Genomic DNA, 24,549 nt, shown 5'->3' on the forward strand with positions numbered 1-24,549 from the left:
TGTCGGTAGTCCCGTTATATATCTATTTTTCATCTTAGTGAGAATATCGCATTCATATCGTCCCAGTACGTCGACGTGGGCTGACCTTCATTCCAATTATCATAGAAGAAAGCGTCGGATCCGGAGAAACGCCGACCTCTTTCATAAATATCCCCAAACAATCCTATCAATGTTCCCGCGGAATACAGGAACGCCCTGTTATCCATAAGGGAAGTTTGGATCATATCGGATCTTAGAAGTACTTTAGTATTTTCGAATAGTTCTTCCACGGTGTATTGAGAAGACATGTTCGCATTCTTCTCTAAGAAACTGAAGAAACTGCCAGGCTTACCCAATTGGTAACCTGTTGCGTATAAATTCCTTCCGTAAGGAGCCATAGAATCCAAAACAGGAGGAAGGCTTGTCGTCACAATATCGGAAATAGTATAAGTTCTCGTATCCAGAGCGGAATTATTCGGATCAGTATCATCCCCTACGTAGAAGAGAGAAGAAACAAGATCCAAGGTATTCGTAATTTCAGCAGCTGTGAGTTGGATATCCAACAAGAGATCCAGGAGGAAATCTAAGGATTTCACCAAAGACCAGCCGGAAGATCTGGAAACGTAATCGCGGATCCTTCTTACCAGATCGTCCACTTTCACCCAAGAAGGAGCATACAGATCATTTCGAGGACGGTCATCGTATTTATCCGCAACACGATATACCAACCAATCAATTCCTTTGTCTATAGCGAACTGGTTCGGACAGTTGGTGTAGAAATTCGCTTCTCCACCACAATCCGACCAAAGTTTTGTTTGGCCCAAAATTCCGGAAAGGCCGCCCATCACCTTGTCTCTCGCATCCGTTTTAGCAGGATCCCCTAGATTCGTGGTAAACTTGATCAATCCGGAAAGAATATCAGTTTTACTTAATAGATCTAATGGACCGTCCGTCATACGATTTCGGTCGGTGCTTGTAGGTGTAGATGTTCCTTCTATCAGAATGCTCAGAAGGCTTCTGTAGTTTTTAGAAGGTTTGTATTCTACGGGAGTAGCGGACGGGTTCCTGAATCCTGTTGCTACTCCTACGGTACGGATCTGTAGAATAGAAGGTACGGCAGGAATATTATATACAGGTGGACCAGCGGTGGCAGGTAACGTTTTAGTTTCCGTAGTATCTAATCCATAGAAAAGATACGGCCTTGAGAATATTTCAGCTAAATTCGTTAATAATTTATAAGGATTCTTTCCTAAAGGTCTGTTTGCAGGATCTTTTGCATCGTCTCCTAAAGCTTTTGCCAAGGCTACGATGAAAGGAGTTAGACGATTTCTTTTATTCCAGTTAGTATTTACTTGAGAAGGAGGAGTATCAGTTGTTCCTAAGAAACCTAATTGTTTAATTGCTCCCGCATTCTGAGAGATAACCGGAGGGATCATCCCGTACACAGTGGTAGGATCAGGGATTAAAAGCGGGAAAAGAGCGGAATATACCGCAGTCACTTGAAAACTTTCGTCTCCAGCAAGTCCGTATCCCCAACCTTCCATTAAGAAAACGGAATCTCCCGGCTCATTAGAAAGATCTTGTAGCCCGGTTCCTTGGTCCGAATAATTTTTAACTTGGGTCCCCTTTTTAGCCCAATACCCATTAAAATTTATACAATCGTTTTTTAAAGGTCCGCAATTCGGAGCCAAATTCATCATTCCCATGATCCCATTGCCGATCGCTGTTATAAACAAAGCTTCTTCGTAAGTAACAGTAGCCGCTAATTTCGCACGGACAGGAAGAACTGCTACAAATCGTTTCTCATATAATAACCATTGAAGATTCTTATAAAATGCTTCTTCATCGCTTGCTACTTGGATCGGAGTAGAAACGGTTTCCGAAATAGAATAAAATCCTTTTGTTGCTCCCGGATTCGCAGTCGCAGGATTTGTGGCTCCTTCCTGAAAACCACCCATATAAATCCTACATTCGGTTTCAATTGCGGTAGCTGCATTTGTGACCGCAGTCCCGTTCGGATTCGGATCACATTTGAGACGATCCGAAGCAGTCATTCCGATTCTCGGGGTTACTTGGATATAATACTGGGCAGTATTCCAATTTGGCTGGTAATGAAGCAAATCACCGTTAGGAGCAATCGGATTTCCACTTCCGTCCTTTTTGCTATAGTATGGACCATAACCCTCCAGAGTAACTTTCACTACCCAATCCAGCATCCATGGGATCGTCTTGTTATACAGTTTATCGAAAGAAGACTCGTTCATCGCCGAGGTGCCGGTGGAAGTATCGGTGATCGGCAGAGTTTCTCCTCGAGAAGGAGCTTCTAGGATAGAAAGTACTCTCGTATTAAAACCTATTCTATATGCATCGGCAGTTGCCGGACCTGTATCCGGAGTATCATCTCTAAAAACTTTAGTAATTCCCGTATTTCCGCCGGTTCTGCTATTTTCAGTAATATTCTTAAAATTGAAATTATCAGATTCATTCGAAGCCGCGATGATCGAACCCATGCTAAACATTGAATCGCCTAGAGTAAGCTCTCCACCGGTTGTAACAGGACCGGTATCGGTTAACATATTATTTCTCTGTTGAGTCCCTACAGGATTCCATCGATATCCGTAAATATCCCCTAAGGTGATAACAATAAACAAGGTTTCTAAAGCGGAAACCGGGCGGCTTTCTATATCCGTCTGGCGGTTTCTTCCGTCTCCATCTAACTGCAAAAGATCCTTAAACGTCTGGCTGGAACCGGAAGAATTCCTCATAAAATCCAGCATATAAGCATTTTTAGACGTTTCTTTTAAAATGTTAACAGTAACATCTCCGGAAGGAATAATAAGTCCTTTTATTACGGAAAACAAATCCCGTAACATTGTTCTTAATTCAGTAGGTTTTAATGTGCCTCCCGGATTATTGTACGCCGCATTTGTAGAATATTCGTTAGCGGTCGGCTCCGCAGGAGAGGTAGTATTTGCAGTGAAAAAGTTCTCAGCATTTATTATAAAATTCTTAAATGATGTCTGAGGAGTCATTTGGTCCTCAAACCCGGCGGCCTTATACATCATCTCGCCGAAATCATAAACAAGAGAAATAAAACCTTCTTTTAAAGTACGATCGGTAAGGAGAGAAGGAGCAAAAAATCCTCCTAACAGATTTTCAACTCCGGTACGGAATGTAGTATTTTTACGTAATCCTTTATAAAGAAAATCTTCTATATCGTGAAGAGTATCCACGGAATCCGGATCGGTTAGAATGTCCGCAGTGTCGTGTATGGAGGTAGCGACTTGATTCGCCGTTTTAGTATTGTATTCGATCAAAAGTTGGTTCGCGCCAAGAGGCATTAAATTACGGACCACAGGTTTATTATAATGACGGATCTTCTCAAAAACAGGCTGGATAGAAGAATATGCAGCAGGATTCGAAGTCTGCATCTTCTCGATCATATCCGCAAGTCCCAAAGAAAGAGTTTGGACGCTAGTTCTACTCTGCAGCATAGCAGATTCTAAGGCGCGAATTGTGCCTAAATTGTCCGTTCTTGGCGCCTGGGAGAGCGCATCCCCCAGGGCTTCATTGAAGCCTACAGGGTCCATATTGGTGAAAAAACTTTTCACTACCGGATAAGGATTCAAAAAACTGAATAAAGAAACACCTTTGTAGTCATCAGTATTATCTGAGAATTGAGAAATTCCGTTCTTATCCGTTCCAGCATGAGAGCAGGCCGCAGATAATGATAATATAAGAGAAATGAAAATTATATTTTTCTTAAAATCCAGGAGTCGAAATTTCCCCCCGGTAACCTCTCCTATTGGCAGCATCTTCATCCCTTAAACCTCTCTGGGTCCATGTTCGCTTTTTTGAACAATTGTTATTTTTTGGAACCAGAACGGCTTCTATTTATACCGTGGCTCTAAAAAACCTTCAATCTTTTTTTATATCAATTGTTCGAATCGTGTATCGATCGCTATACTGGTACATATTATAACGGTATAGACAAGGACTTTTTTCACTATAATTGACAGTTTTTAGGATAACGTATGTTATTTTTAAATGACTTATGCGTCTCTTATTTTCTCAGAATTCCACTTAAAATCATGTTCTAAAGCATGATATAATCTAGGTTTCGAATAAACGCACGTTTACTTTTTGGAAAGTTTTTATTGACAAGAAGCGGTTCAAGAGACCGCAAAAAAAATAAAAAAGGCCGAGAAATCCCGGCCTTTTCTTTATTACATTTTGAATATGGAAACTAAGCTGTAGCCGCCCTCTTCTTATAGATAGCGTAACCAATTGCGGCAAGTCCCAATATCAGCCAGATATACCAAAACTTCACAAGAAGAATGGTAACAGCAGTGATCACGAATGCCACAACTCCAAACACTATTGAAAGTGCAGTTTTGCCCAATTCTCCCACAAGAGGAACAAAACTTAAAAGGGAAAGTAATGGTCCTGCGAGAAGATTGAAACTTACCCACATCGCGATAAAACAACCCAACCTCATCAGCCATTTAGTCGTATTATCATCACTTTGGATATCCTTCATAGTGGTCAGGTAATCTCCCACAGAAGCATTCAAAAATTTATTACCTTCTTCGCTCGTAAATTCTCCGATCGAACTTCCGCTGACAGATCCTACAAAAGTCATGTTCTCTTCCGGAACGGGAACAAGAGATACACTAATTCTTTCACAACCTTCCGTTTGGTCGCTCGCGCATTTTTGAGATAAGTAGATATAATCTCCTTCAGCAATCCCCTTAGACAAATCTCCAGATCCTGGGCTTACGGAAGGAACAGCGGAGGTTAGATCCACTTTACTCAAATTCACGCTGAAAATTTTGCCGTCTTCGGCCTTAACTTTCGCATCGGAAGCAACGGAACTTTTATCATCCACAGTCGCTTTATAGAAAGGTTTGGACTTACATGCAGGATCCTTGAAATTTTTAGGATTTTTAGGAGAAGAGATCCAATCCAATTCGCAGTCGTAGACCGTTTTTTTGGTTTTAGAATCTTCTTTGCTGGTTTCTTCCCAAGCGTATACTTCGGAAGATTGAGAATAGGAAATATATTTCCCAGGTTTTACGAATTCACCGCCTAATTCATCAGCACTCAATTTACCTGTAACGTAAGACGCAATCCCGGCTTTTGCCTGGGATGCAGGTAATGCACCTTTGAGAGCCGCACTTGCTTGTTCGCAAGTTTCCACTTGAAATATCAAATATAAGGAAAGGGGGAATAATACTACCCCAGTCAACATTCCTTTGAATGAGTCACCTATCGATCCGAATATGCTCGAACCTTCCCCTGATTCTTCAAACGCCATGTAAAAACCTCCCAACTGGCCTTAAAAAAGACGAAAGGGCATTCTACATTCCACACAATTCGGTAGGCAATATCTTTTTTCCAATCTAAAAAGGGAGAAGTTCTTCTCCAAACATACGTTTTAGAAAAGATAGAATGCGTTTTTTAAAAATAGGACGCGAAACTCCGGAAAATCTTAACTTGCAAGTAATTTCCTGGGTGTAAAGTTCCCGTGAATTACGGCAGTTCCCACAAAACTAAGTCGAGAATTCCAAGTTGAAAGAAGAAGGATTTTCTGATATAGAGAATGCGAGCTTTCCCACGAGGCCCTCCTCCTCCACCCGAACCAGGGCGGGGGCGATCTTCCATCCATGTAGGAATTCCAACAAAGAATATTCGGGCGGCCTCTCGCGAACTACACAAGGAGTGAGTCCGAGATAGTCGGATGGGTTTATCACGGGCATTCCAAGCAGTTCGGCGCTCGGTCGTGCTGCTTCGATTTCGCGTCTCGGACTAAAGATCTACGCATCTCTGCCGCGGGATTTTAATACAAAGTATTTTCTTTCACTTCCCTGCTCTGTGCACTCCGTGAACTCTGCGTGCAAAACTTGCAGCCCGCGGCAAGGATACGAAGGGCGCTAGTCCGGCTTGCCGGATGAGCGCGAATGCGCGAACCCGCAGTAGCCTGGTCTAAGCGAAGCGAAGAGCCGCCCAAACCTTTTCAGGTATATTCTAATTTTTGAATATTATGAAAGTTTTTGTGAAAACCCAAACTCAGAAAAGTTCCAACCAGGCTTTGCGGATATCCGATTTTTCCATGAAGTAGGTCCCGATGAGAGCGGCATCCACATGGGAACGGAACTCGTCCAGGTCTGCCTTACTCTTGACCCCGGATTCTCCCACCTTCACGATATTGGGAGAAAGTTTAGAAGCCACCCTAGGAACCAGCTCCTGATGGATGCTAAAATCGTCCAGGTCGCGGGTATTGATCCCTACTATGTTTGCACCTGCTTTGGCGGCGATGATTGCTTCTTCTTCCGTATGGATCTCTGTGAGTACATCCATATTATATTTTTTGGCTTCTTTGATAAGTTCGGTAAGTTTTTCAGGCGTAAGAATGCGTACTATAAGTAAGATTGCGGCCGCTCCGAATTCCCGGGCTTCTGCAACTTGTTTTGTATCCAGTATAAAATCTTTTCTTAATATAGGTATGTTTACCTGAGAAGAAACATTTTTGAGATCCTCGAGAGACCCGCCGAAAAACTTTTTATCCGTAAGAACGGAGATCGCGGTAGCTCCGCACTCTGAGTAAGTTTTTGCGATGGAGACGGCATCGTATTCCTGCCGGATGATCCCGGAAGAAGGGCTCATTTTTTTACATTCTGAGATGATTGAAAATTTGCGGGAGCGAAGTGATTGCCATAAACCTACTCCGGAATAGGGAGCAGGTTTATATTCGGGAATGGTCTCGATTTCCCTTTTTTTTTCTTCTACGATTTCTTGGAGAACCCGATGTAATGTCCTCATCGGCTTATGCACGAAAAGTTCGAAGCGCCTCGTCCTCTGTTTCTCGGATATCAAATAGAGAAGTAAGTTCGATCACGTCGAATATTCTTTTTACCGCAGGTTTGATCCCGCAGATCTTGAGACCGCCTTCTTTTGCGTTCAATTTTCTGAGTGTAGAAATGCAAGCCCTGAATCCGGATGAAGACATATAGTCCACATCTTGCATGTTCAAAATAACCCTGGTATGTCCTTGGTTATCGATTAGATCGTTCAGATTTTCTTCCACCTCGTTTGCGATAGAAACGTCCAAACGTCCCTTGAGGTAAACTATTAGAACTCCGTCCTGTACCTTGTGATCGAGCAAAGGAACCTACCCTTACGATAATTTAGAGACAATTCTCGACGCAAAAAATAGCCTGTCAACCAAGTTCCCCAAGATGAAGAATTTTCCGACCTCCTTATTAGGCCAAAGAGTCCTGGTTCTCGGCGGGGGAGTTTCCGGCATGGCGGCTCTCCGACTCTTGAAAGAGAGACAGGCGAATGCTGTTCTTTGTAACTCTCAACCTGTTCCGGATTCGAATGTAACGTTCGTAGGTGAAGATGTAATTTTAGCGGACCTTCTTCCAATCGCTCTCATCGTAAAAAGTCCGGGCGTTTCTCCTGCCCATTCCGTAATTTCACAAGCTCAATCTCTCGCGATCCCGGTAGTTTCCGAAGTGGAATTAGCGAGAGCGTTCTATTCCGGAAAATTGATCGGAGTCACAGGCACTGACGGAAAATCCACGACAACTTCTCTCACCTCTCATTTAGTTTCTGCGGATTTTCCCGGGGCAACTGCCGGAGGAAATATCGGTTTAGCATTCAGCGATTTTTGCCTAAAACCGGTCCCACTTTCAGTGCTGGAACTTTCCAGCTATCAGTTGGAAGATTCCGGTCCTTTAGAACTTAATGTATCTGTAATATTAAATCTTGCTTCCGATCATTTGGAAAGGCATAAGAGCCTGGATAATTATTTTAATGCCAAAGTCAGGATCGTTGATTCGTCTAACCCTCGTCATACTCTGGTGACCAGCTCCAAACTTTTTAGGGAAAGGATCCAGAAGTTTGCCTGGTCCTGTAAGATCGTGGTCTTCGGAAGAGAGCAAGGAGTGGACGCATTCATCTCGGAAGAAGAAAGAACCATCAAAACCGCAAATGCAATTTATGATGCTAAAAATTTCCCTCTTCCGGGAAGTCATAATTTGGATAACCTGGCTGCTTCTATCTTAGCCTCGGAAGCGATCGGTGCAAAACCGGAACATATCCAAAGTTTGATCGGGACCTTCAAAGGCCTTCCCCATCGTTTCCAATATGCAGGTAAAGCGGCGGGGATTTCTTTTATCAATGATTCCAAATCCACCAACCTTCATAGTATGCTTGCGGGTTTAAACACTTGGAAGGACAAAAAAGGCACATTTTTGATCTTAGGTGGAAGGCCTAAAGCGGAGCCGTTAGAACCCTTAAAAGAATTTTTAGCCTCGGGAATAGGCTGGGTATTACTGATAGGGGAAGCAAGAGAAACCTGGGCGCCGGTGATCTCCCCTATCTTAGGCTCTCATTTGATCTTAGCGGATAATTTAGAAGAAGGTTTTTCTCAGATCAAAACCGCTGTACGCTCTGGAAGGGCGAGAGTGTCATCAGTCGTATTTTCGCCGGCATGTGCTAGTTTCGATCTATATAAGAATTTCGAGGAAAGAGGAGAACATTTCTTAAAATTAGTCTCCGATTGGGCCAAGGAAGAACCTTAGATCTATTTAATATGTCCTTGGTGGTTTAATTTTTCCCATACCTTGGACTCTATGAATACTTTTAATAGATCTCCGTCCAAATGGTTTTCCTTGGCTTCCATTTCCAAAATGTCCAAGGCCCTATCTACCGGAACCGCTTTCTTATAAGGTCTGTCCTGATCGGTTAACGCATCGAATATATCGGAGATAGTCATGATCCTAGATTGGATCGGAATATCATCTCCGGAAAGTCCTCTTGGATATCCTGTTCCGTTTAATTTTTCGTGGTGAGCATGAGCGATCGTCGGTACCATTTTGAGATCATTCGTCCAAGGGATCTTACTTAGGAACTGGAATGTATGCTCCACATGCGACTCAATTTCTTTTCTTTCATCAAAATCCAAAGAACCTTTTTTGATGGTTAAAAATCCAAACTCATAAGGAGAGATAAGCTCTAAATTTTCCCCTTCGGTGGTGATATATTGCATCTTGGCGATCTCTTCTAAGAACTGAGAGTTCGCCTCTTCCAATATGGAAGGTTCGTTACTCTGGCTGATGATCTGGAACATGGAAGTGAGTCTTTTACATTCTTCATTAAACTCGAACTCTATCGCTTTTTCAAAATCCGAATATCCGGTGGGACCGTGTTTTTTTAAATATTCCACTTTTCTTAAGTTCAATTTAGATTCGAAATCTTTCTTTAAGTAGCGGAATCTCCAATCGATCAGACCGATCTCCAGATCTTCTAATTTTTTGGCCTTAACCAAAACCTTTTCTCTTACCCCTACTTTTCCGAAGTCATGAAGCAGGGAAGCGTACCGGATCTCTTTGAGTTGCTCTTTGGAAAACTTTGTTTCCTTATATTTTCCAAAATCCACTCGATCTAATGTTTCTGCGAGTCCCACAGTTAATACGGCGACTCTGAAAGAGTGACCGCTTGTGGTCGGGTCCCTCGCTTCGATCGCATTTACGGATGCGGTCACAAATCCTTCGAATAAAGTTTCGATCTCTCTTAAGAGATAATTATTCTGGATGGCGACCGCCGCTTGTCCTGCAACCCCAAGCACCAACTGAGTGGAATAATCATCGAAAGGTTGGATCTCCTCCCCTTTCATCTGTTCCACAGTCAATTTCTGGCTAAAATTCCTTTTGCGGTTGATGAGCTGAAGAACTCCGACTACATCTCCCCTATGACCTTTCATAGGAACTACCAGCATAGACTTTGTATGATAGTTCGATAATATATCAAAATTACTATTAAAGGAGAATTCGGCGTCCTCGGGCAGGTCGTAAACATCTTGGATGTTCAGGACTTTACCGGTCTCTGCAACATAACCTGCAATACTTGATTTATTGATAGGAAGAATGAACTCTTCCGTATCTATGCTCAATGCAGAAATTTTAAAACGTAAATTTCGAACAAATCCTATATCGTCTTGTTCTACCAGATACAAGGACCCGGAGTCAGCGTTACAGATCTCTCTTGCGCTGTATAAGATCTCCCACAGTAGTTTATCAAAATCTTTTTCGTTTGCGAGGCTGATACCGATCCTGGTCAATCGGTTGATCTCATATTTTGCAGTATTGATCTTATGCAATAGATCAAACTGATCCGTGATCATATGAAGATGTAAAAATCCGTTTGCGAAAGTTTTGGAAAGATGAAGGTCGGAAGTGATCTCGGGCAATATTCCGAAAATCAGATCATCTTCGATCTCGGTATTTTTATAACCTTCATAACCAAGGTCGGCATTCAAAATGAATCTGGCCAAGATCAGAGGATTCATCCTAAGCTGTTCCCTGATCTTACTATGTTCCGACTCTAATGTTTTGTCGGAGATATAAAATAAAACGTCTACGAATTGAGGAGTGTCCCTGATCTCTGCAGACTCGAAAAAGTCTTTCAGATTGATTAGCTCAGCCGTCATCTTGGTGCGGAGGATCGAAAGTCTTCCTGCAAGAGTCACGGAATCCGTTACGATATATTGCTTAAACTTGGATTCCATCCTGATTATCCCATCCTAAGCATCTTTTAAAATCGTGAAAAGGAGTTTTTTTCAAGTTTTGGCCTTAGGTGATCCTTCTAAAAACGCCGTTTGGTCTAATTCTTCCTTTCTGAATATACTTTATCTTTAATGGTCTTGGTCCAATCCTTTACGGATTTTTGAGAATGCTCATAGCCTATCTCATATAATTTTTTGTATTCATCCCAATCGAACGTAGAAAAATCTCTCACTGGTAATTCGACGAATATATCAGAATTTTCTTTTGTTTTAAGAAGATTATTCCGGCTGGATAATAACATGGATCTCATGAACAACTCACCTATATGAGGGAAAGAATATTTATCTTCCTTCTTCATGAATTGATTTCCTAAAAGTTTTAAGGCAGAAGGTCCTTCTCCCGGAAATCTTGACTCGACTAATAATCCGTAAGTTTGGTCCTTATTCGGTTGAGAACCCGCTCCTAAATCTACTGAGATCAAAACGTCTGCACCTTTTCTTCTTACCAAAGAGCCCGGAAGATTGTCCCAAAGTCCACCATCCACATACAAGGCTCCTTCAGTGTAGAACGGAGGAAAGATCCCCGGTATTGAAGTGCTTGCTCTGATCGCTTTCCAAACTTCTCCCTCTTCGAATACTTTCGGTTTAGAATTCGTAAGATCGCAGGCCACGGCTAAAAAAGGGATCAATAGTGTTTCTATCTTCCTATTCCCGAAAAATTCTTTGATTGCCCTGGAATATCTGGCACCTCTTAAAATGGAAACGAATGGAAGAGTGTAATCTCTTGTAAGTTTTGCTTCTATCCAAACTTCTTTGATCAATCTGAGAGATTCGTCGAATCCATAACCCATCGCGAACAATCCGGCCATGATGGAACCGGAACTAGTTCCCCCGATCAGATCGATCGGTATACCTGCCTCGGTTAAGGACCTGAGTAGTCCTAACTGTGCAAAACCTTTTGCTCCTCCGCCGGAAAGAGCAACTCCTACGGACCTGCTTTCCAATCTTCTTGCGATCCGATCGAATTCTCCCGCTCTGCCTTTTCTCAAGATGAGTTTTTGGCCCGGCAATTCATGCAGAGTATTCTCTAATTCTTCCCAGCGATTATAAGAATCCTCCAAATAGATCACTGATTCTTTTGTAGTTTCGCCCAGACTTTCTCCCTGGATCAGGTTCCAAGAATAAGAATTTTTTAATATTGGCCGCCCGGTTTCTGCAAGAAGAAGGATACGATCCGCTTGTCTAAGACTCGCTTCCGTCCAAAGAGGATCTCCCGAAGGTCCCACTTCAAATACTACGTTATCGTATTCCTTCTCTAATCCTCCGAACCAAGAAAGAATATCAGGTATCCCGAATCGTATTCCGTTTTTTTGATAGACCTTCTTATCCTTTAAGAATTTGGAAAGTTTTTCCTCGTTTACCGGAAGTGCAGAGCCGAAAGATTTTAAGGATTTAGAAATTTCATTCGAAAAATGACGTAAAGGAAAACCTTCCGTGATCGGGACTAGTGCGATCGTATGTACTTTTCTGCCAAAGCGGGAAGATTCTTTATTTTTCTGTCCCAATCTCCTGGCGATCGTTTCAGTCACATGAAATAACGCTTCCGGAGATTCGGAGATAAATTTCCTAAATCCGTTCCGGGAGATTTGGATCACCTGAGAAGAGCGGACTGCGTATACGGAAGCGGAACGAGGTTCTCCTGTTAGAAGGGACATCTCCCCTATGATATCTCCTTTTGCAAATTCTCCCTCGCCGGTGATATTTCCTTGTTCGTCGGAAACACTGTATCTAAATCTTCCGGACAATATTACAAAAAGTGAATTTCCAGGTTCTCCCTGGAGCATAAGCCTTTCTCCGCCTGGAACGTACAACCATCTCAAGTAAGGAGTCAATTCTCCTATCTTTTTACGATCTATATGAAATAATAATTCCAGATTGGAGATAAATCCTAAAAGTTCCTTATGACTAGGTTCATAAGAAGCCATCCTGAAAAATCTTTTAGTCTCTAATCTTTCCTTCCAACGTTTAGAAGTTTCAGGATTTTCAGTTTCCCATTTATGCCAGTTCTTAGCGCTGATCCTCAAAAGTTTGGAGTCCGTTTCCGTCCTTACACCGAACTTCCCTTCTTTCCAATGAAAGAATCCAGCCTCTCCAAAATGAGAGCCAGGCCCCAGGCTTCGGACCATTAACTCTTCTCCGGAGGAAGCCTTAGTGAATTCTTCACATTTTCCTTCTAAAAGAAAATAGAACCAGGCGGAAGATCTTTCGGAAGCAATTAGAACTGTGCCGGAGCTTACTGATCTATATTCGAAAAGTCCCGCAAAAGAAGAGGTCTCTTCCGGGTTCCAGTCCCGGAACAATTCCTGGTTGGAAGAAAATACGGATCCGAACCGTCCGTCTCTTTCTTTGGATTTGTTAGGCTGAGAGCCAATTCTTTTTCTCTTCTTCACTATTTTGGACTCTGGTATGAATTAAAAAACAAACTAGAGAAAAGTATAAGAACTGCATACGGAAATACTTCTGTTTTTGTCATAAAACGTTACGAATGTTTTGGGCGGTCCTCACCGGCTTTTTGCCTCTGCGTGACCTAAATTATCCTGCTAAAAGAAAAACGCCCGAAGGACAGGATCCCGCGGGCGCAAACAAAATGAATAGGAGATCTAAATTAACGATTAACGTTTCAGACCCAGGACTTCCTGTAACATTTGGTCCGTGGTAGTGATCGTTCTCGAGTTCGCTTGGAAACCTCTTTGAGTAACGATCATATCGGTAAACTGATCGGAAAGATCCACATTCGACATTTCTAATAGACCTGCGTTGATCTTTCCTCTACCTGCGACACCTGCTTCACCGATCATAGGCTCACCGGAGTTATTGGAGAATGCGAACATTGTATCTCCCGCCTTATCCAAACCGGCCGGGTTATTAAAAACTGCAGTTGCAATTCTTGCTAAAGGTTGTTTGATCCCGTTGGAATAAACACCCGTAACGGTTCCTGAGTTATCAATGGAGAAGGACTCCAGATATCCCATGGTGTATCCGTCTTGTTTCACAGCTTTAGTAGTAAAATCGGAAGAGAACTGAGTGATCCCGTCCACCATTCCAGCCTCACCTAAAGCAAGATCAAAACTTTGCACTTGTGGATTTCCTGGAAGTTTGAAGGAAACTTTAGCGTTCAGCTTTCCGGTGTTCATCACATCCGTTCCGTCGGAAACATAAACGATCTTTCCATCAGGAGTGAATCCGAACTCGAGCTCGGTCAATCCCGGCATTTGAGTGTTTTGTCCGCCTGTTGCTGCAACATCCACTGAAAGTTGAGTAGAATCCGTTAAAGACGTTCTTGCTTTCCAAGTATTCTCGCGAACTTTGTAGAATTCCATTTTGAATTCTCTCTCGGCACCTTGGTCGTCAAAAACTTTGATAGTAGTTACATGTCCTCTTCTCGCCTTAGGATCAGGATCATTGATCATTGCGGTGATCTCTTCCGGAGTTGCATCAGGCGGAACAGCTTGCACGGAAGAATTCAAGTTGGATCTGAAATCCACTTTGGAAGTAGCTCTTGCAGGCTCTTTAGAATATACCGGAATTACTATGTCTTCGATAGAAGCGGAAGAGTTGATGTATTTATTCCCTTTTTCATCGAGGCGGGAATTCCAACCTTGCACCTTCAATCCGTTTGCAGGGTTCACATAATAACCGTTCTTATCCAAGTTAAACGCACCGGCTCTTGTATAGAATTGTTTGTCCCCGTCTTTAACGATAAAAAAACCTTCTCCGGAAAGCGCAACATCTGTGTTTTTACCAGTAGTCTGTAAAGAACCTTGGGTCATGATCTTATCGATCGCAGCGATCAATGAACCAAGACCGACTTGTTGAGGGTTGACCCCTCCGATGTTCTCCTTAGGCTCAGAAGCTCCTCTTAACTCTTGGGAGATCATGTCCTGGAAAGTAACACGCTCCGTTTTAAAACCGTGGGTGTTCACGTTGGAAATATTGTTACCGATTACGTCCATCCGCACTTGGTGGTTTTTTAAACCGGAAACTCCTGAATAAAGGGATCTCATCATGGCGCTTATACCTCGAAATTTTCTATTTAATTAATAATTGCTATCGTTCGGTTTTCCAGGAAAACTCCAGCCTGGAGCTCCGGAACTTGCTTCTTCAAAACCGGGATCTTGGGAAGTTCCCATATTCTGATTTTGTAATGATTGAGTTGTTGGAGTTCCTACAGCGGCATTAGAAGAAGACCCTAAACCGGCCTTAGGAGCAGGCGCTCCCTGCTGCCCCTCTGCTTGATTGATAATTGCAGGATCAGTGATCAAAGTGATCGCATCGATTTCTACAGTTCTACCGTTTACTCTTACGAAAGATTTACCTTCTCCGTCGAAGAATAACGCGCCCGCAGTTCCAACCACATTCTCTCCGGTCACAAAATCAGGACCGGATACGATCTTACCTACAAGAGAGAAACTTTGGCGATTGGTCATCTTGCCGATCCCTTGAGAGATATTATTCATCTGCTCTAAGGAAGAGAATTGTGCCATCTGCGCGATAAAGTCTTGGTCCTTAACAGGATTGGTAGGGTCTTGAGAAGAAAGTTGAGTGATCAACAGTTTTAGAAAATCATCTTTTCCTAATGCTTTCGCAGTGGAACGGACCTCGATACCTTGGAGACCGCTTTTTTCTTCCTTCTCCAATTTATCAAAATGCTTCCTTAAATCGTAACTTCTGTCTCCTTCGAGATAACGGCTACGTGTAGCTTCATTAGAAACTGCGTTTGCTTCAGGCATGATCCTCTCCTTAAACCAAGATGTTTAAGCGTTTATCAGTATTCTTTTCGGCAAATTCCAGATTTTCGATAGAGTCCATTTCTGAAACTTCTTCCAAATCGGAAGAATTCGAAAAACCGGAACTTTCAAATCCAAAACCTTCTTGGTCAAAGAATCGAGAAGAATCCTGTCCATCCCAACTCATGCGCAATGAATCCTCGGATTCAACGATCAAAGACTGCAGATCCAATCCTTGTTCTTTAAAATCTTTGCGAAGTTGTTCCAGATCACCTGCGAATAATTTTCTCACCTGATCCGACTCTACCAAAATTTTACCTTGGACCTTATCATCTTCTACAGTAATACGTAAGGAAACTCTTCCCAACTCTCTCGGGTTCAATCTAAGAGTGGCCTCTGATCTTCCGTTCTCAACAATATTCAATTTTGCTGATTGAACTAATCTCTGAAAGTTTTCCTTCATCTGAGAACGATCCATATTAGAACCTGGATTCGTTTTGGAAGGTTTTGAATTTTGTCCTGAAATCTCTTGGTTTTTCTCTACGGCACCAAGACCTGCTTTTAGCAGAGTAAATGTAGTCTCGTTCCCGTTTCTTTGAGAGAAGTCTTGGTTCTGGGAACCTTTACCGGAAGTATCGGACTTGGAAGCTTCTTCTACCTGAGCCGCTTTAGCCGCTTGGTTTTTGGAAACCATAGAAAGAGTTTCCTGTTTTTTCTCCCTGGTGATCTTCCAATTATCCGATTCAGGAATGAAATTTTCTTTATGAGAATCTTTTAATACGGTTAATATCTTTTCTTCGTTTGCAGGTTTGGAAAATTTGCGCGCTTCTTCCAAACTTTTTAAACCTTCATCCAGACTTTCTTTCTCTGAAGTTCTTTTGGTTTCTTTAAGATTACGTTTTTCTTCCGACTGATTCGATTTCAGAACGGAAACATTCCCCGCTTCTTCTTTTTGTTCAACTTTGGGAGCTTCTTCTTTGGAATGTTTTTGGATCTTTTTGAATGATACAGATTCTTCTTGGTTTGCAGCGCTCGAGATCTCTTTCTCTTTTTTGGCCTCGAGTCCCGCCAAGAACACACTCATCTGAGTAATAAAAGGGGAATCTAACTCTTCTGACTCAAGCTCTGCATCGATCTCTTCTTCCGGATCAGAATTCGTTTCTTTCAGTTCCGCTTTTTGGACCTTCTTCTCAGAAAGACGAACTAATTTTTCATTCTCTTCTTCCGAATCGGTTTCTTCGACTTCTTCCTCTTCGGATCTTACAAATAATTCAGGCTCTTTGGATTCTTCCATTTCGGAAGGTTTTTCTTCTTTGATCTCAGACTTCTGTCCTTCTTCCAGAACCTTTTGGGAACGAAGTTGGATGGACTTCATTAGGTCCATAAAACTCACGGAAGGAGCGGAAACTTTTTCGGAAACGTTAGTTACCTTTGGTTCCGCCGAAAGTGAATATCCTTCTTCTCTGCCTGGTCCTTCCGTTCTGATCTGCATAGTTCGCCCCTTGCAGTATAAGGATCGTAAGATCGCAGATTTCCTTGATATAATTATAAGATTATCTTCTTCCTTTATCGGATTATGTCGTATTGACTCCGCCTTTGGTAGGAACTACTTCTCAATTATAACCTGCAAGTTCTTCCAAGATCCAAGCATGCGCATCCTGAACGGTTTTATGTAGGTCCTCCAACTTATGAAGATCCATTTTCAACGAGCCGTTCTCAAAGTGTAGATGCACATGTCCGCAATTGGCACACAGATCCACTATAAAGTAGTTTCTCTCGGAAATCCGGATCGGGCGGCAGTATTCTTCCATATTGTCCTCTTTCCTCGAATCATCTTTTTTGGTTGAAAATTGTCAAATTGATTTTGAGTCTCATTATTGACAAATATTGTAGGCCTGTCGGAAATTGATAAAATTAGGAAAGGTTCGGGCGGCACCGCTCGCGTTGCGAGGGTCTTTTGAGCGACCCATAGGGAGTGAAAAACCCGAAGTAAATTTTGCTATTTCATATCTCTGTGTGCTCCGTGATCTCTGTGCGAAACTTTCTATTTTTTCGGTTCGCACGGAGGACATAGAGATCACTGAGCGACAGCGATCGTAGCGGAAATCCGGCGATGCACCATCACATAGGCGAGGGTCTTATATTAAGAAAACGTTATGGTGCTTCGCTGATTGAGCGGAGAGCGCGGTTCTCGCGAAGCGAGAAGTCGCCATAAATTTATTTGCCGCTATGGATCTCTTGCAGAGAACGAATGGTGAAACCTTTATCGGTCATCTCCACCATTCCTTTGATGAGAGCCTTGGCTGCACTCGCAGTGGTCAAACAAGGGATCTTATAACGGATCGCTGCTTGGCGGATCGCAAAACTATCATCTCTGGTCACTCTACTAAGAGGAGTATTCAATATAAGATGGATCTTATTCTCTCTGATATAATCCAATGCAGTCGGGAACTGATTATCGTATACCTTATTGATCTTAGAAGATAGAATTCCATTTTCCGATAAGAATTTATGAGTTCCTTCCGTAGCGATCAGAATGAATCCTAAATCGGAAAGATCCTTAATATACTTCAGTAGATCCTTTTTGTCCTTATCATTTACGGAAACGAATACTGTCCCCTGAGAAGGAAGTTCTTCTCCCGCCATGTATTGAGACTTTAAGAACGCTTCTCCCGCAGTGTCTGCGATCCCCATCACCTCTCCCGTGGATCTCATTTCAGGTCCAAGGATCGTATCCACTCCAGGGAATTTATTAAAAGGTAATACCGCTTCCTTCACGTTTACGGTCGGGAACACCATTTCTTTCGGAAGAGGAAGTTGTTTTAAAGTCTCTCCCATCATGATACGAGTAGCGTATTTTACAATAGGATGACCAAGCGCCTTGGATACGAAAGGAACAGTTCTGGAAGCTCGAGGATTTACCTCGATCACATAAACAACTTCTTCCTTAACCGCGTATTGGATATTGATCAGACCCTTAACTTGTAATTCTAATGCGAGTGCTCTTGTGGCGCTTCTGATATCATCCAATACTTTTTTAGATAAGGATTGAGGAGGAAGAACGCATGCGGAATCTCCTGAATGGATCCCAGCTTCTTCGATATGCTCCATGATACCTGCGATGAATACATCCTTGCCGTCGCAAAGTGCGTCTACGTCCACTTCTACAGCGTCTTCTAAGAAGGAATCTATGAGTAGAGGCCTGTCTTCCGAAATTTCCTCGGCCTTCTCCATATACTTATCCAGCTCTTTTTCTTCGCTGATGATAAGCATCGCTCTTCCACCCAATACATAACTTGGGCGGACAAGCACAGGATAAGTGATATTATTTGCGATCTTTCTCGCTTCTTCCATAGAAGTAGCGATACCGTTCTTAGGAGAGATCAATTTCAGTTTTTCTAATACTTCTGCAAAACGTTTTCTATCTTCCGCTCTATCAATAGAATCAGGGCTTGTTCCTAAAATGGGGACTCCCCTGCTTTCCAGATCTTTTGCAAGTTTAAGAGGTGTCTGCCCGCCGAACTGGATAATCACTCCATCCGGTTTTTCCTTTTTGTAGATCTGAATTACATCCTCTAAGGTCAGAGGTTCAAAGTACAATCTGTCGGAAGTATCATAGTCGGTAGAAACCGTTTCCGGGTTGGAATTCACCATAATGGATTCCACTCCCAGATCTTGCAGAGCAAAGGAAGCGTGGCAGCAGCAATAATCGAACTCTATCCCTTGCCCGATCCTATTAGGCCCACCGCCCAGAATGATTACCGATTTTTTAGAAGTTACGTTTGTTTCGTCTTCTTCATCGTAAGAAGAGTAAAAATAAGGAGTATAAGCTTCGAACTCACCTGCGCAGGTATCGATCCTCTTATAGATAGGTTCTATTTTAGAAGATTCTAATATTTCTTCCAGGTTCTTTTCTTCTTTTTTGAGAATGGAACCTATCTCCGCTTTTTTCTTATCAGGAGTCTGGGAAGAAGATAATATCTTTTCTATCTCCGCTTTTTTAGAGAGGAATGCCAATTGTCTATTGGAGAATCCCGCTTTTTTCAGTTTTCCTAAGGTAGAATTTCCTTTTTGTATGAATTCTTTTTCTAAATTCTGAAGATCTTCGAATTGGTATAAGAACCAAGGATCTATTTTGGAAAGGTTATGGATCTGTTCTACGCTATAACCTTCTTCCAGAGCTTTTTTGACGTAGAAGATCCGTTTATCATTCGGTCTGCGTAAGAATGAATCTATCCTTTCTTTTCTTTGAGGAACGGATAGATTATGGAATTCGACTAACTCCGCAAAATTTCCGTCGGATCCAAAACCGAAACGATCGATTTCCAAGGAACGCATCGCTTTTTGGAAACTTTCCTTAAAAGTCCTTCCGATTGCCATGGCCTCTCCCACGGCTTTCATTTGTACCCCTAGGGTATCATCTGTCCCAGGGAACTTCTCGAAAGCAAATCTCGGAATCTTGGTCACCACATAATCAATGGATGGCTCGAAAGAAGCAGGAGTGACTCTTGTAATATCGTTTTTGATCTCATCCAAAGAGTAACCGATGGAGAGTAACGCAGCGATCTTTGCGATCGGGAATCCGGTAGCCTTTGAAGCAAGCGCGGAAGATCTAGAAACACGAGGATTCATCTCGATCACGATCACGTCGCCGTCTTCCGGATTCACTGCGAATTGGATATTGGATCCGCCTGTTTCCACTCCGATCTCTCGGATGATACTGATGGACATATCCCTTAAATTTTGATATTCTTTGTCTGAAAGTGTCTGCTGAGGAGCAACTGTGATAGAGTCTCCCGTATGAACTCCCATAGGATCTATATTCTCTATAGAACAAATGATCACTACGTTATCCGCGAGGTCTCTCATTACCTCTAACTCGAATTCTTTCCAACCAAGAACGGATTGTTCTAATAATACCTGGCTAATCGGAGAAGCCTTAAGACCTTTGCCGACCACTTCGTCGAAGGTTTCTTCGTCATAAGCGATCCCGCCTCCGGTCCCGCCCAGAGTGAATGCAGGTCTTACGATCAGAGGTAGACCTATCTGAGCCTTGATCTCTGCCGCTTCTTTTAAATTGTTTGCGAGCCCTGAACGAGGAACTTTTACCCCGATCTTCTCCATTGCTCTTTTGAAAAGTTCTCTATCTTCCGCCTTTTTGATCGCGTCTATTTTGGCGCCGATGAGTTCTACATTATATTTTTCTAATACCCCAGCGTTATGACAGGCCAAAGCAAGGTTTAATGCTGTTTGACCTCCTACAGTAGGTAGGATCGCATCCGGCTTTTCTTTTTCCAAAATTTTCTGGACGACTGCGACAGTCAGAGGTTCCACATAAGTGGCATCCGCAAGATCCGGGTCAGTCATAATAGTAGCAGGATTGGAATTGAGAAGAATGACTCTAATTCCTTTTTCTCGAAGGGCTTTGGCGGCCTGGGTGCCGGAATAGTCGAATTCACAGGCTTGGCCGATAACGATCGGCCCGGATCCCAGGATCAGAACGGAGCGGAGATCTTCCCTTTTGGGCATATTATTTCCAGGATTTTTATTCTGGCCTGTACTTCAAGTCTTTCCGGACAAGAAAGAAAAAACAGTTCGATCAAAGCTCTGATTTTGGGAGAAAATAATCTCCCGCCTTCTTCCATTTCCCAGAACCTATCAGTAGGAGTTCCAACTGACGCTGCAAATTCCCGCAATAAGAAGCCGGGAGAGGTTTCGTATTCCACGGATCGGAAATCCTATCATAGCAGGTATACAAAACACCGCTGGGGCTCGGAACATAGATCAGCTTTTTGGTCCCGGTTTGGAGCATTCTATGCTTAGAAAAAAGAACGGTCTCTTTTGCATAAGGATCTGAAACAGTTACACTATTCCCGTCATTCGGATCGATCGTATGCAGTTCCAGAATATTCGGATAACGGATACGATCCTTCTGAAAAAAATGATCTCCTCGGTCCGAAAACCAAATCCCAGTCTCTGAATACACAAAACGATCTTCTGCCCAAGTATCTGTCTTTGGAAGTTTAGTCAGATCTTTTCCTCTGAGAGAAAGTTCCCGGTTTGTAGGAACTCCGACAACGGACAAGATCGTAGGAAATACATCTAAGGAAGTTGTGATCCCTTTAAAATTACGGACTTCTTTTCTTTCGAAGGACTTAGGGAATTTGATGATAAGAGGGATTTTGGTCACACCCTCCCCTCTCAAATGTTCTCCATGACCGTGGCTATGATCCTCTTCGAACAAGGATTCTCCATGATCGGAGGTGAGAATGATAAGAGTATCGTCGTATAAACTTCTTCTTTTCAGTTCTTCCAAAATTTTCCCCACGGAAAAATCAAAAGCGGTCAAAGAAGCGGAATAGATAGAACGAATTTGCTCCTGCTCTTTTCTATCAGGCTTATCGGAATTACTAGGATCCACAAAACGGAAATATTTAGAAGGTCCGTAATAGCTCGGATCCGTATTCTTATAAAAAGGATAAGGCGGACTATAAGGGAAATGAGTGACTGAAGAAAAATACAGACCAAAAAATGGACGATCTTTTTTATCAAACAAAGAGAATAGATCGGGAAGAATGCGAGAATCATCTCCCAAGCTCGGAAGAGATCTGATAGAAGAAAGATATTCCCCTCCTCCGAAAAAAGTTCCGGTCAAAACGGGAAGAAAAAATACCTGAGACTCGATCGTCCTCTGCTGGGTCAAAGTTTCCGCGCTAAAATTAGGAGCATACACATTTTGAAATCCCCAATTCGCTCTCGGAAAAATATCTCCCGCAAAAGAAGAGACCACGAATGTTCTATGAGATTTTCCTAAAATACCCGGAAGTGTAGGAACAGAATTCCCCAACTTAGAACGATCTTCTTTATCTGGGAACATGTCTTGTATTCCATGTTCAAAAGAATATTTTCCGCTTAAAAAATCCGCCCAAGAAGGAAAAGTTCTCGGGATCGTAGAATGATGGTCTAAAAATACGAGAGATTCGGAAGCAAGCCGGTCTATATTCGGGGTTTTATCCTTCTCCCCTTTTACAAAACCTAATTGGTCCTGACGAATACTATCCGCAGAAATGATAAGCACATTCGTATTGGAAGAATGTTCTAATACTTCTTTAGATACAGGGTTCTCACTCAGGGATCTGTTAAAAAAAGAAAATCCAAAACCTAAGAGAACAATCGCAAAAAAGATCAGATCTTTTTTAGAACGAGAAAATTGAATACCAAAGGAATAAAATGCAGAAGCAGCCAAAACTCCCCAAGCAGATCCCAAAAGGTGGAAAGAATAGAATAATATTATAAAAATAGCATATCGAACCAAAGACTCATAAGACTTAGATTTCCAAAATGATAACCCGGTTCGAACGACCTGCGCCGCTAAAAATAAGAACAGGATCGATTTAAAGAAGAAGGGAGAAAAATGATCCGTGATAAAATATAAGAACCCGACCATCCAAGAATGTCTATAATAGAAAAATTCCCCATATACCTGCGGATATTCCGAAACGGATCCGCAAAACAAAAGAAAAAGCACTGAAAATAAAATTAAATAGATCTTATACAGCTCGATCTTCTTTCCATTCTTCCATTCGGAAAAATCAGGACCTAAAAATAAGATCGCCACACCTGTAAAAAACGAAAAAGAAGAAGAGAATACTCCGCCTAAATCTCTCAATAATAAAGGGATGAGTCCGTAAAAAAGAGAAATAAATTCGCTGATATCCACTCCCATCACATGCAAAGAAGTATTGGTGAGTAAACATAAAAGGGTCAGAACGAATACGAAAATCCCGGAATGGATCCAAGGATTTCCGGAGTTGAATTCCGATCGGATTAAACTTTTAAATTTAAGCCAGAACTCTGACATTCAAAGTATTCCTTCCGAAAGAACGAGGAGTAAATCCTTCCCAGTTCAAAGGAAGAGGAGATTGAACAATAATTGCCGCCACACCCGGTTCGTTCTGGGCAATCTCTTCTACTACATTTTTCAATTTTTCAGTCTTCTTGTCCCAGAAAGAATAAGGAGGATCCATAAAATACACTTTCGTTTTTTCGGGAATATCGAAGCCCGAATGGAATCTGAAAGCGTCTTTACGTAAAACTAAATGAGGTTTTCCTAATTTATCTAAAACACCTTTTAGACTTTCGAATCTGTCCCAGGCAAGTTCCAAAAATACCGCTCTTGCAAAACCCCTGCTTAATGATTCTATCCCCATTTGGCCGGAACCTGCAAATAGATCTATAAATGCGGAATCTTCCAAATTCAAACGACCTTGAAGCTGCAACGATTCAATAATATCGAATAACGATTTCTTAATGATCGCAGGAGTAAAATTACTCTTCCCCTCAGGGCTGACTGGAGAAGGGATCAATCTCCCCTTCAATTCCCCGGTTTGGATCCGAAGACCTTTTGATTTTTTTCCCGGTTTCATTTTTCCTCTTTTCTCTTTTCCAGACCTATCTCTAAGATCCGGATCCGTTTTCCCAGTTTAGAATCCGAGGCCACCGATTTGAGCTTTGCCAGAACGGAACTCGCGGCATCATATTCCTGAGAAGAATACAATATACAGGCATATGTGTAAACACCTTCGGAGTACCGAACGGAAGACTCTCCCTTAGTTAGGAAAATTTTTCCCCAACGAGTGCCTGATTCATAGGATTCTAAGACAAGTGCACGTTCTAAAAATAAAAAAACAGAATTATAAAAAATAGAAGGTTGATCCTTAGATCTGGAATAAATGCTTAAAAGAGTTTTATCGATCTCTTCCAAACTAGATTCGGAGGCAACATACAACAAAAGGATCTTGTAATCCAGCTCTCCGGATCTAAGACCAGATCTGGAAACTTTTACTAAGGTATCATAGTTTCCTTTTTTATAATATTCATACACTTGATCGAAATCAACCGAGTGGACGGAATTCGAAAATAAAAAGATTACTGTAAGTATTAAGAAAGCGGCCCGAATTGATGCTTTAGAAAAAAAGCCGGACCGCAAAAAGATTAGAGTTCGATTACGTTTGAAGAGCCACACATGGAGCAGATATGATTTTCTGGGCCGTCATAAGATCCTTCTGCATCATCTTCCCAACGATGATCACAATCCTCGCATACAAAAGTTACGGCGTCCTCGTCGAGATAATCCTCGTCGCCGTCTGTTTCGTAATCCTCGTCAAAATCATAATTATAAGGCATATTTACACGGAATCCAGGAGGGGTTCG

General features: G+C 42.2%; 16 protein-coding genes. 1 reads left to right on the plus strand and 15 read right to left on the minus strand.

All coding sequences use genetic code 11. The annotated features are described in order from the left end of the window. Positions 1-29: 29 nt before the first annotated feature. The 4 genes from EHR06_RS01040 to EHR06_RS01055 all read right to left on the minus strand — a co-directional run bounded on the left by EHR06_RS01040 (position 30) and on the right by EHR06_RS01055 (position 7,144). Positions 30-3,800: a hypothetical protein gene (locus EHR06_RS01040; RefSeq protein WP_208757726.1), complete on the minus strand. Its 3,771-nt coding sequence runs from the start codon at positions 3,798-3,800 to the stop codon at positions 30-32. 425 nt (positions 3,801-4,225) lie between these two features. Then, a complete protein-coding gene (locus EHR06_RS01045; RefSeq protein ID WP_135755326.1) occupies positions 4,226-5,296 on the minus strand; it encodes a TMEM43 family protein in 1,071 nt (356 codons plus the stop codon). Positions 5,297-6,048: 752 nt separating this feature from the next. Then, complete coding sequence (locus EHR06_RS01050) at positions 6,049-6,801, minus strand: beta/alpha barrel domain-containing protein (RefSeq protein ID WP_135755327.1); 753 nt, start codon at positions 6,799-6,801, stop codon at positions 6,049-6,051. A gap of 4 nt (positions 6,802-6,805) precedes the next feature. Then, positions 6,806-7,144, minus strand: a complete 339-nt coding sequence (locus EHR06_RS01055; protein WP_008596972.1) for an STAS domain-containing protein — start codon at positions 7,142-7,144, stop codon at positions 6,806-6,808. Between the two features lie 73 nt (positions 7,145-7,217). On the opposite strand from EHR06_RS01055, the gene murD reads away from it, so the two are divergent. Continuing rightward, positions 7,218-8,567, plus strand: a complete 1,350-nt coding sequence (gene murD, locus EHR06_RS01060; protein ID WP_135755328.1) for a UDP-N-acetylmuramoyl-L-alanine--D-glutamate ligase — start codon at positions 7,218-7,220, stop codon at positions 8,565-8,567. Between the two features lie 2 nt (positions 8,568-8,569). Here murD and EHR06_RS01065 read toward each other — a convergent pair whose 3' ends face one another. From EHR06_RS01065 to EHR06_RS01115, 11 genes are all read right to left on the minus strand, one after another. Continuing rightward, on the minus strand, positions 8,570-10,552 hold the full coding sequence (locus EHR06_RS01065; protein ID WP_135755329.1) for an HD family phosphohydrolase: 1,983 nt from the start codon (positions 10,550-10,552) through the stop codon (positions 8,570-8,572). 95 nt (positions 10,553-10,647) lie between these two features. After that, complete coding sequence (locus EHR06_RS01070; RefSeq protein ID WP_244288458.1) at positions 10,648-12,999, minus strand: cyclic nucleotide-binding domain-containing protein; 2,352 nt, start codon at positions 12,997-12,999, stop codon at positions 10,648-10,650. Between the two features lie 222 nt (positions 13,000-13,221). Continuing rightward, positions 13,222-14,616 carry a flagellar hook protein FlgE gene (gene flgE, locus EHR06_RS01075; protein ID WP_135755331.1) on the minus strand — a complete coding sequence of 465 codons (1,395 nt, stop codon included), beginning with the start codon at positions 14,614-14,616 and terminating at the stop codon, positions 13,222-13,224. A 30-nt stretch (positions 14,617-14,646) separates the two neighbouring features. Next, positions 14,647-15,339 (minus strand): flagellar hook capping FlgD N-terminal domain-containing protein, encoded by a 693-nt coding sequence (locus EHR06_RS01080; RefSeq protein ID WP_135755332.1) that lies wholly within the window; start codon positions 15,337-15,339, stop codon positions 14,647-14,649. A gap of 10 nt (positions 15,340-15,349) precedes the next feature. Then, positions 15,350-16,828 carry a flagellar hook-length control protein FliK gene (locus EHR06_RS01085; protein WP_135755333.1) on the minus strand — a complete coding sequence of 493 codons (1,479 nt, stop codon included), beginning with the start codon at positions 16,826-16,828 and terminating at the stop codon, positions 15,350-15,352. Positions 16,829-16,949: 121 nt separating this feature from the next. Then, the gene (locus tag EHR06_RS01090; protein ID WP_086446179.1) at positions 16,950-17,147 is read right to left on the minus strand and encodes a hypothetical protein; all 198 of its coding nucleotides are present in this window, start codon (positions 17,145-17,147) and stop codon (positions 16,950-16,952) included. 406 nt (positions 17,148-17,553) lie between these two features. Next, positions 17,554-20,865 (minus strand): carbamoyl-phosphate synthase large subunit, encoded by a 3,312-nt coding sequence (gene carB, locus EHR06_RS01095; protein WP_135755334.1) that lies wholly within the window; start codon positions 20,863-20,865, stop codon positions 17,554-17,556. 70 nt (positions 20,866-20,935) lie between these two features. Then, positions 20,936-23,197 carry a sulfatase family protein gene (locus EHR06_RS01100; protein WP_135755335.1) on the minus strand — a complete coding sequence of 754 codons (2,262 nt, stop codon included), beginning with the start codon at positions 23,195-23,197 and terminating at the stop codon, positions 20,936-20,938. Beyond that, the gene (locus EHR06_RS01105) at positions 23,178-23,762 is read right to left on the minus strand and encodes an RsmD family RNA methyltransferase (protein WP_135755336.1); all 585 of its coding nucleotides are present in this window, start codon (positions 23,760-23,762) and stop codon (positions 23,178-23,180) included. The genes EHR06_RS01100 and EHR06_RS01105 overlap by 20 nt, the downstream gene beginning before the upstream one ends. After that, positions 23,759-24,361 carry a hypothetical protein gene (locus tag EHR06_RS01110; RefSeq protein WP_425269470.1) on the minus strand — a complete coding sequence of 201 codons (603 nt, stop codon included), beginning with the start codon at positions 24,359-24,361 and terminating at the stop codon, positions 23,759-23,761. The genes EHR06_RS01105 and EHR06_RS01110 overlap by 4 nt, the downstream gene beginning before the upstream one ends. Next, complete coding sequence (locus EHR06_RS01115; protein ID WP_100722977.1) at positions 24,331-24,522, minus strand: hypothetical protein; 192 nt, start codon at positions 24,520-24,522, stop codon at positions 24,331-24,333. Before EHR06_RS01115 ends, EHR06_RS01110 begins: the two co-directional genes overlap by 31 nt. Positions 24,523-24,549 lie beyond the last annotated feature (27 nt).

Origin of the sequence: Leptospira dzoumogneensis (assembly GCF_004770895.1) — a bacterium.
Lineage (GTDB): Bacteria > Spirochaetota > Leptospiria > Leptospirales > Leptospiraceae > Leptospira_B > Leptospira_B dzoumogneensis.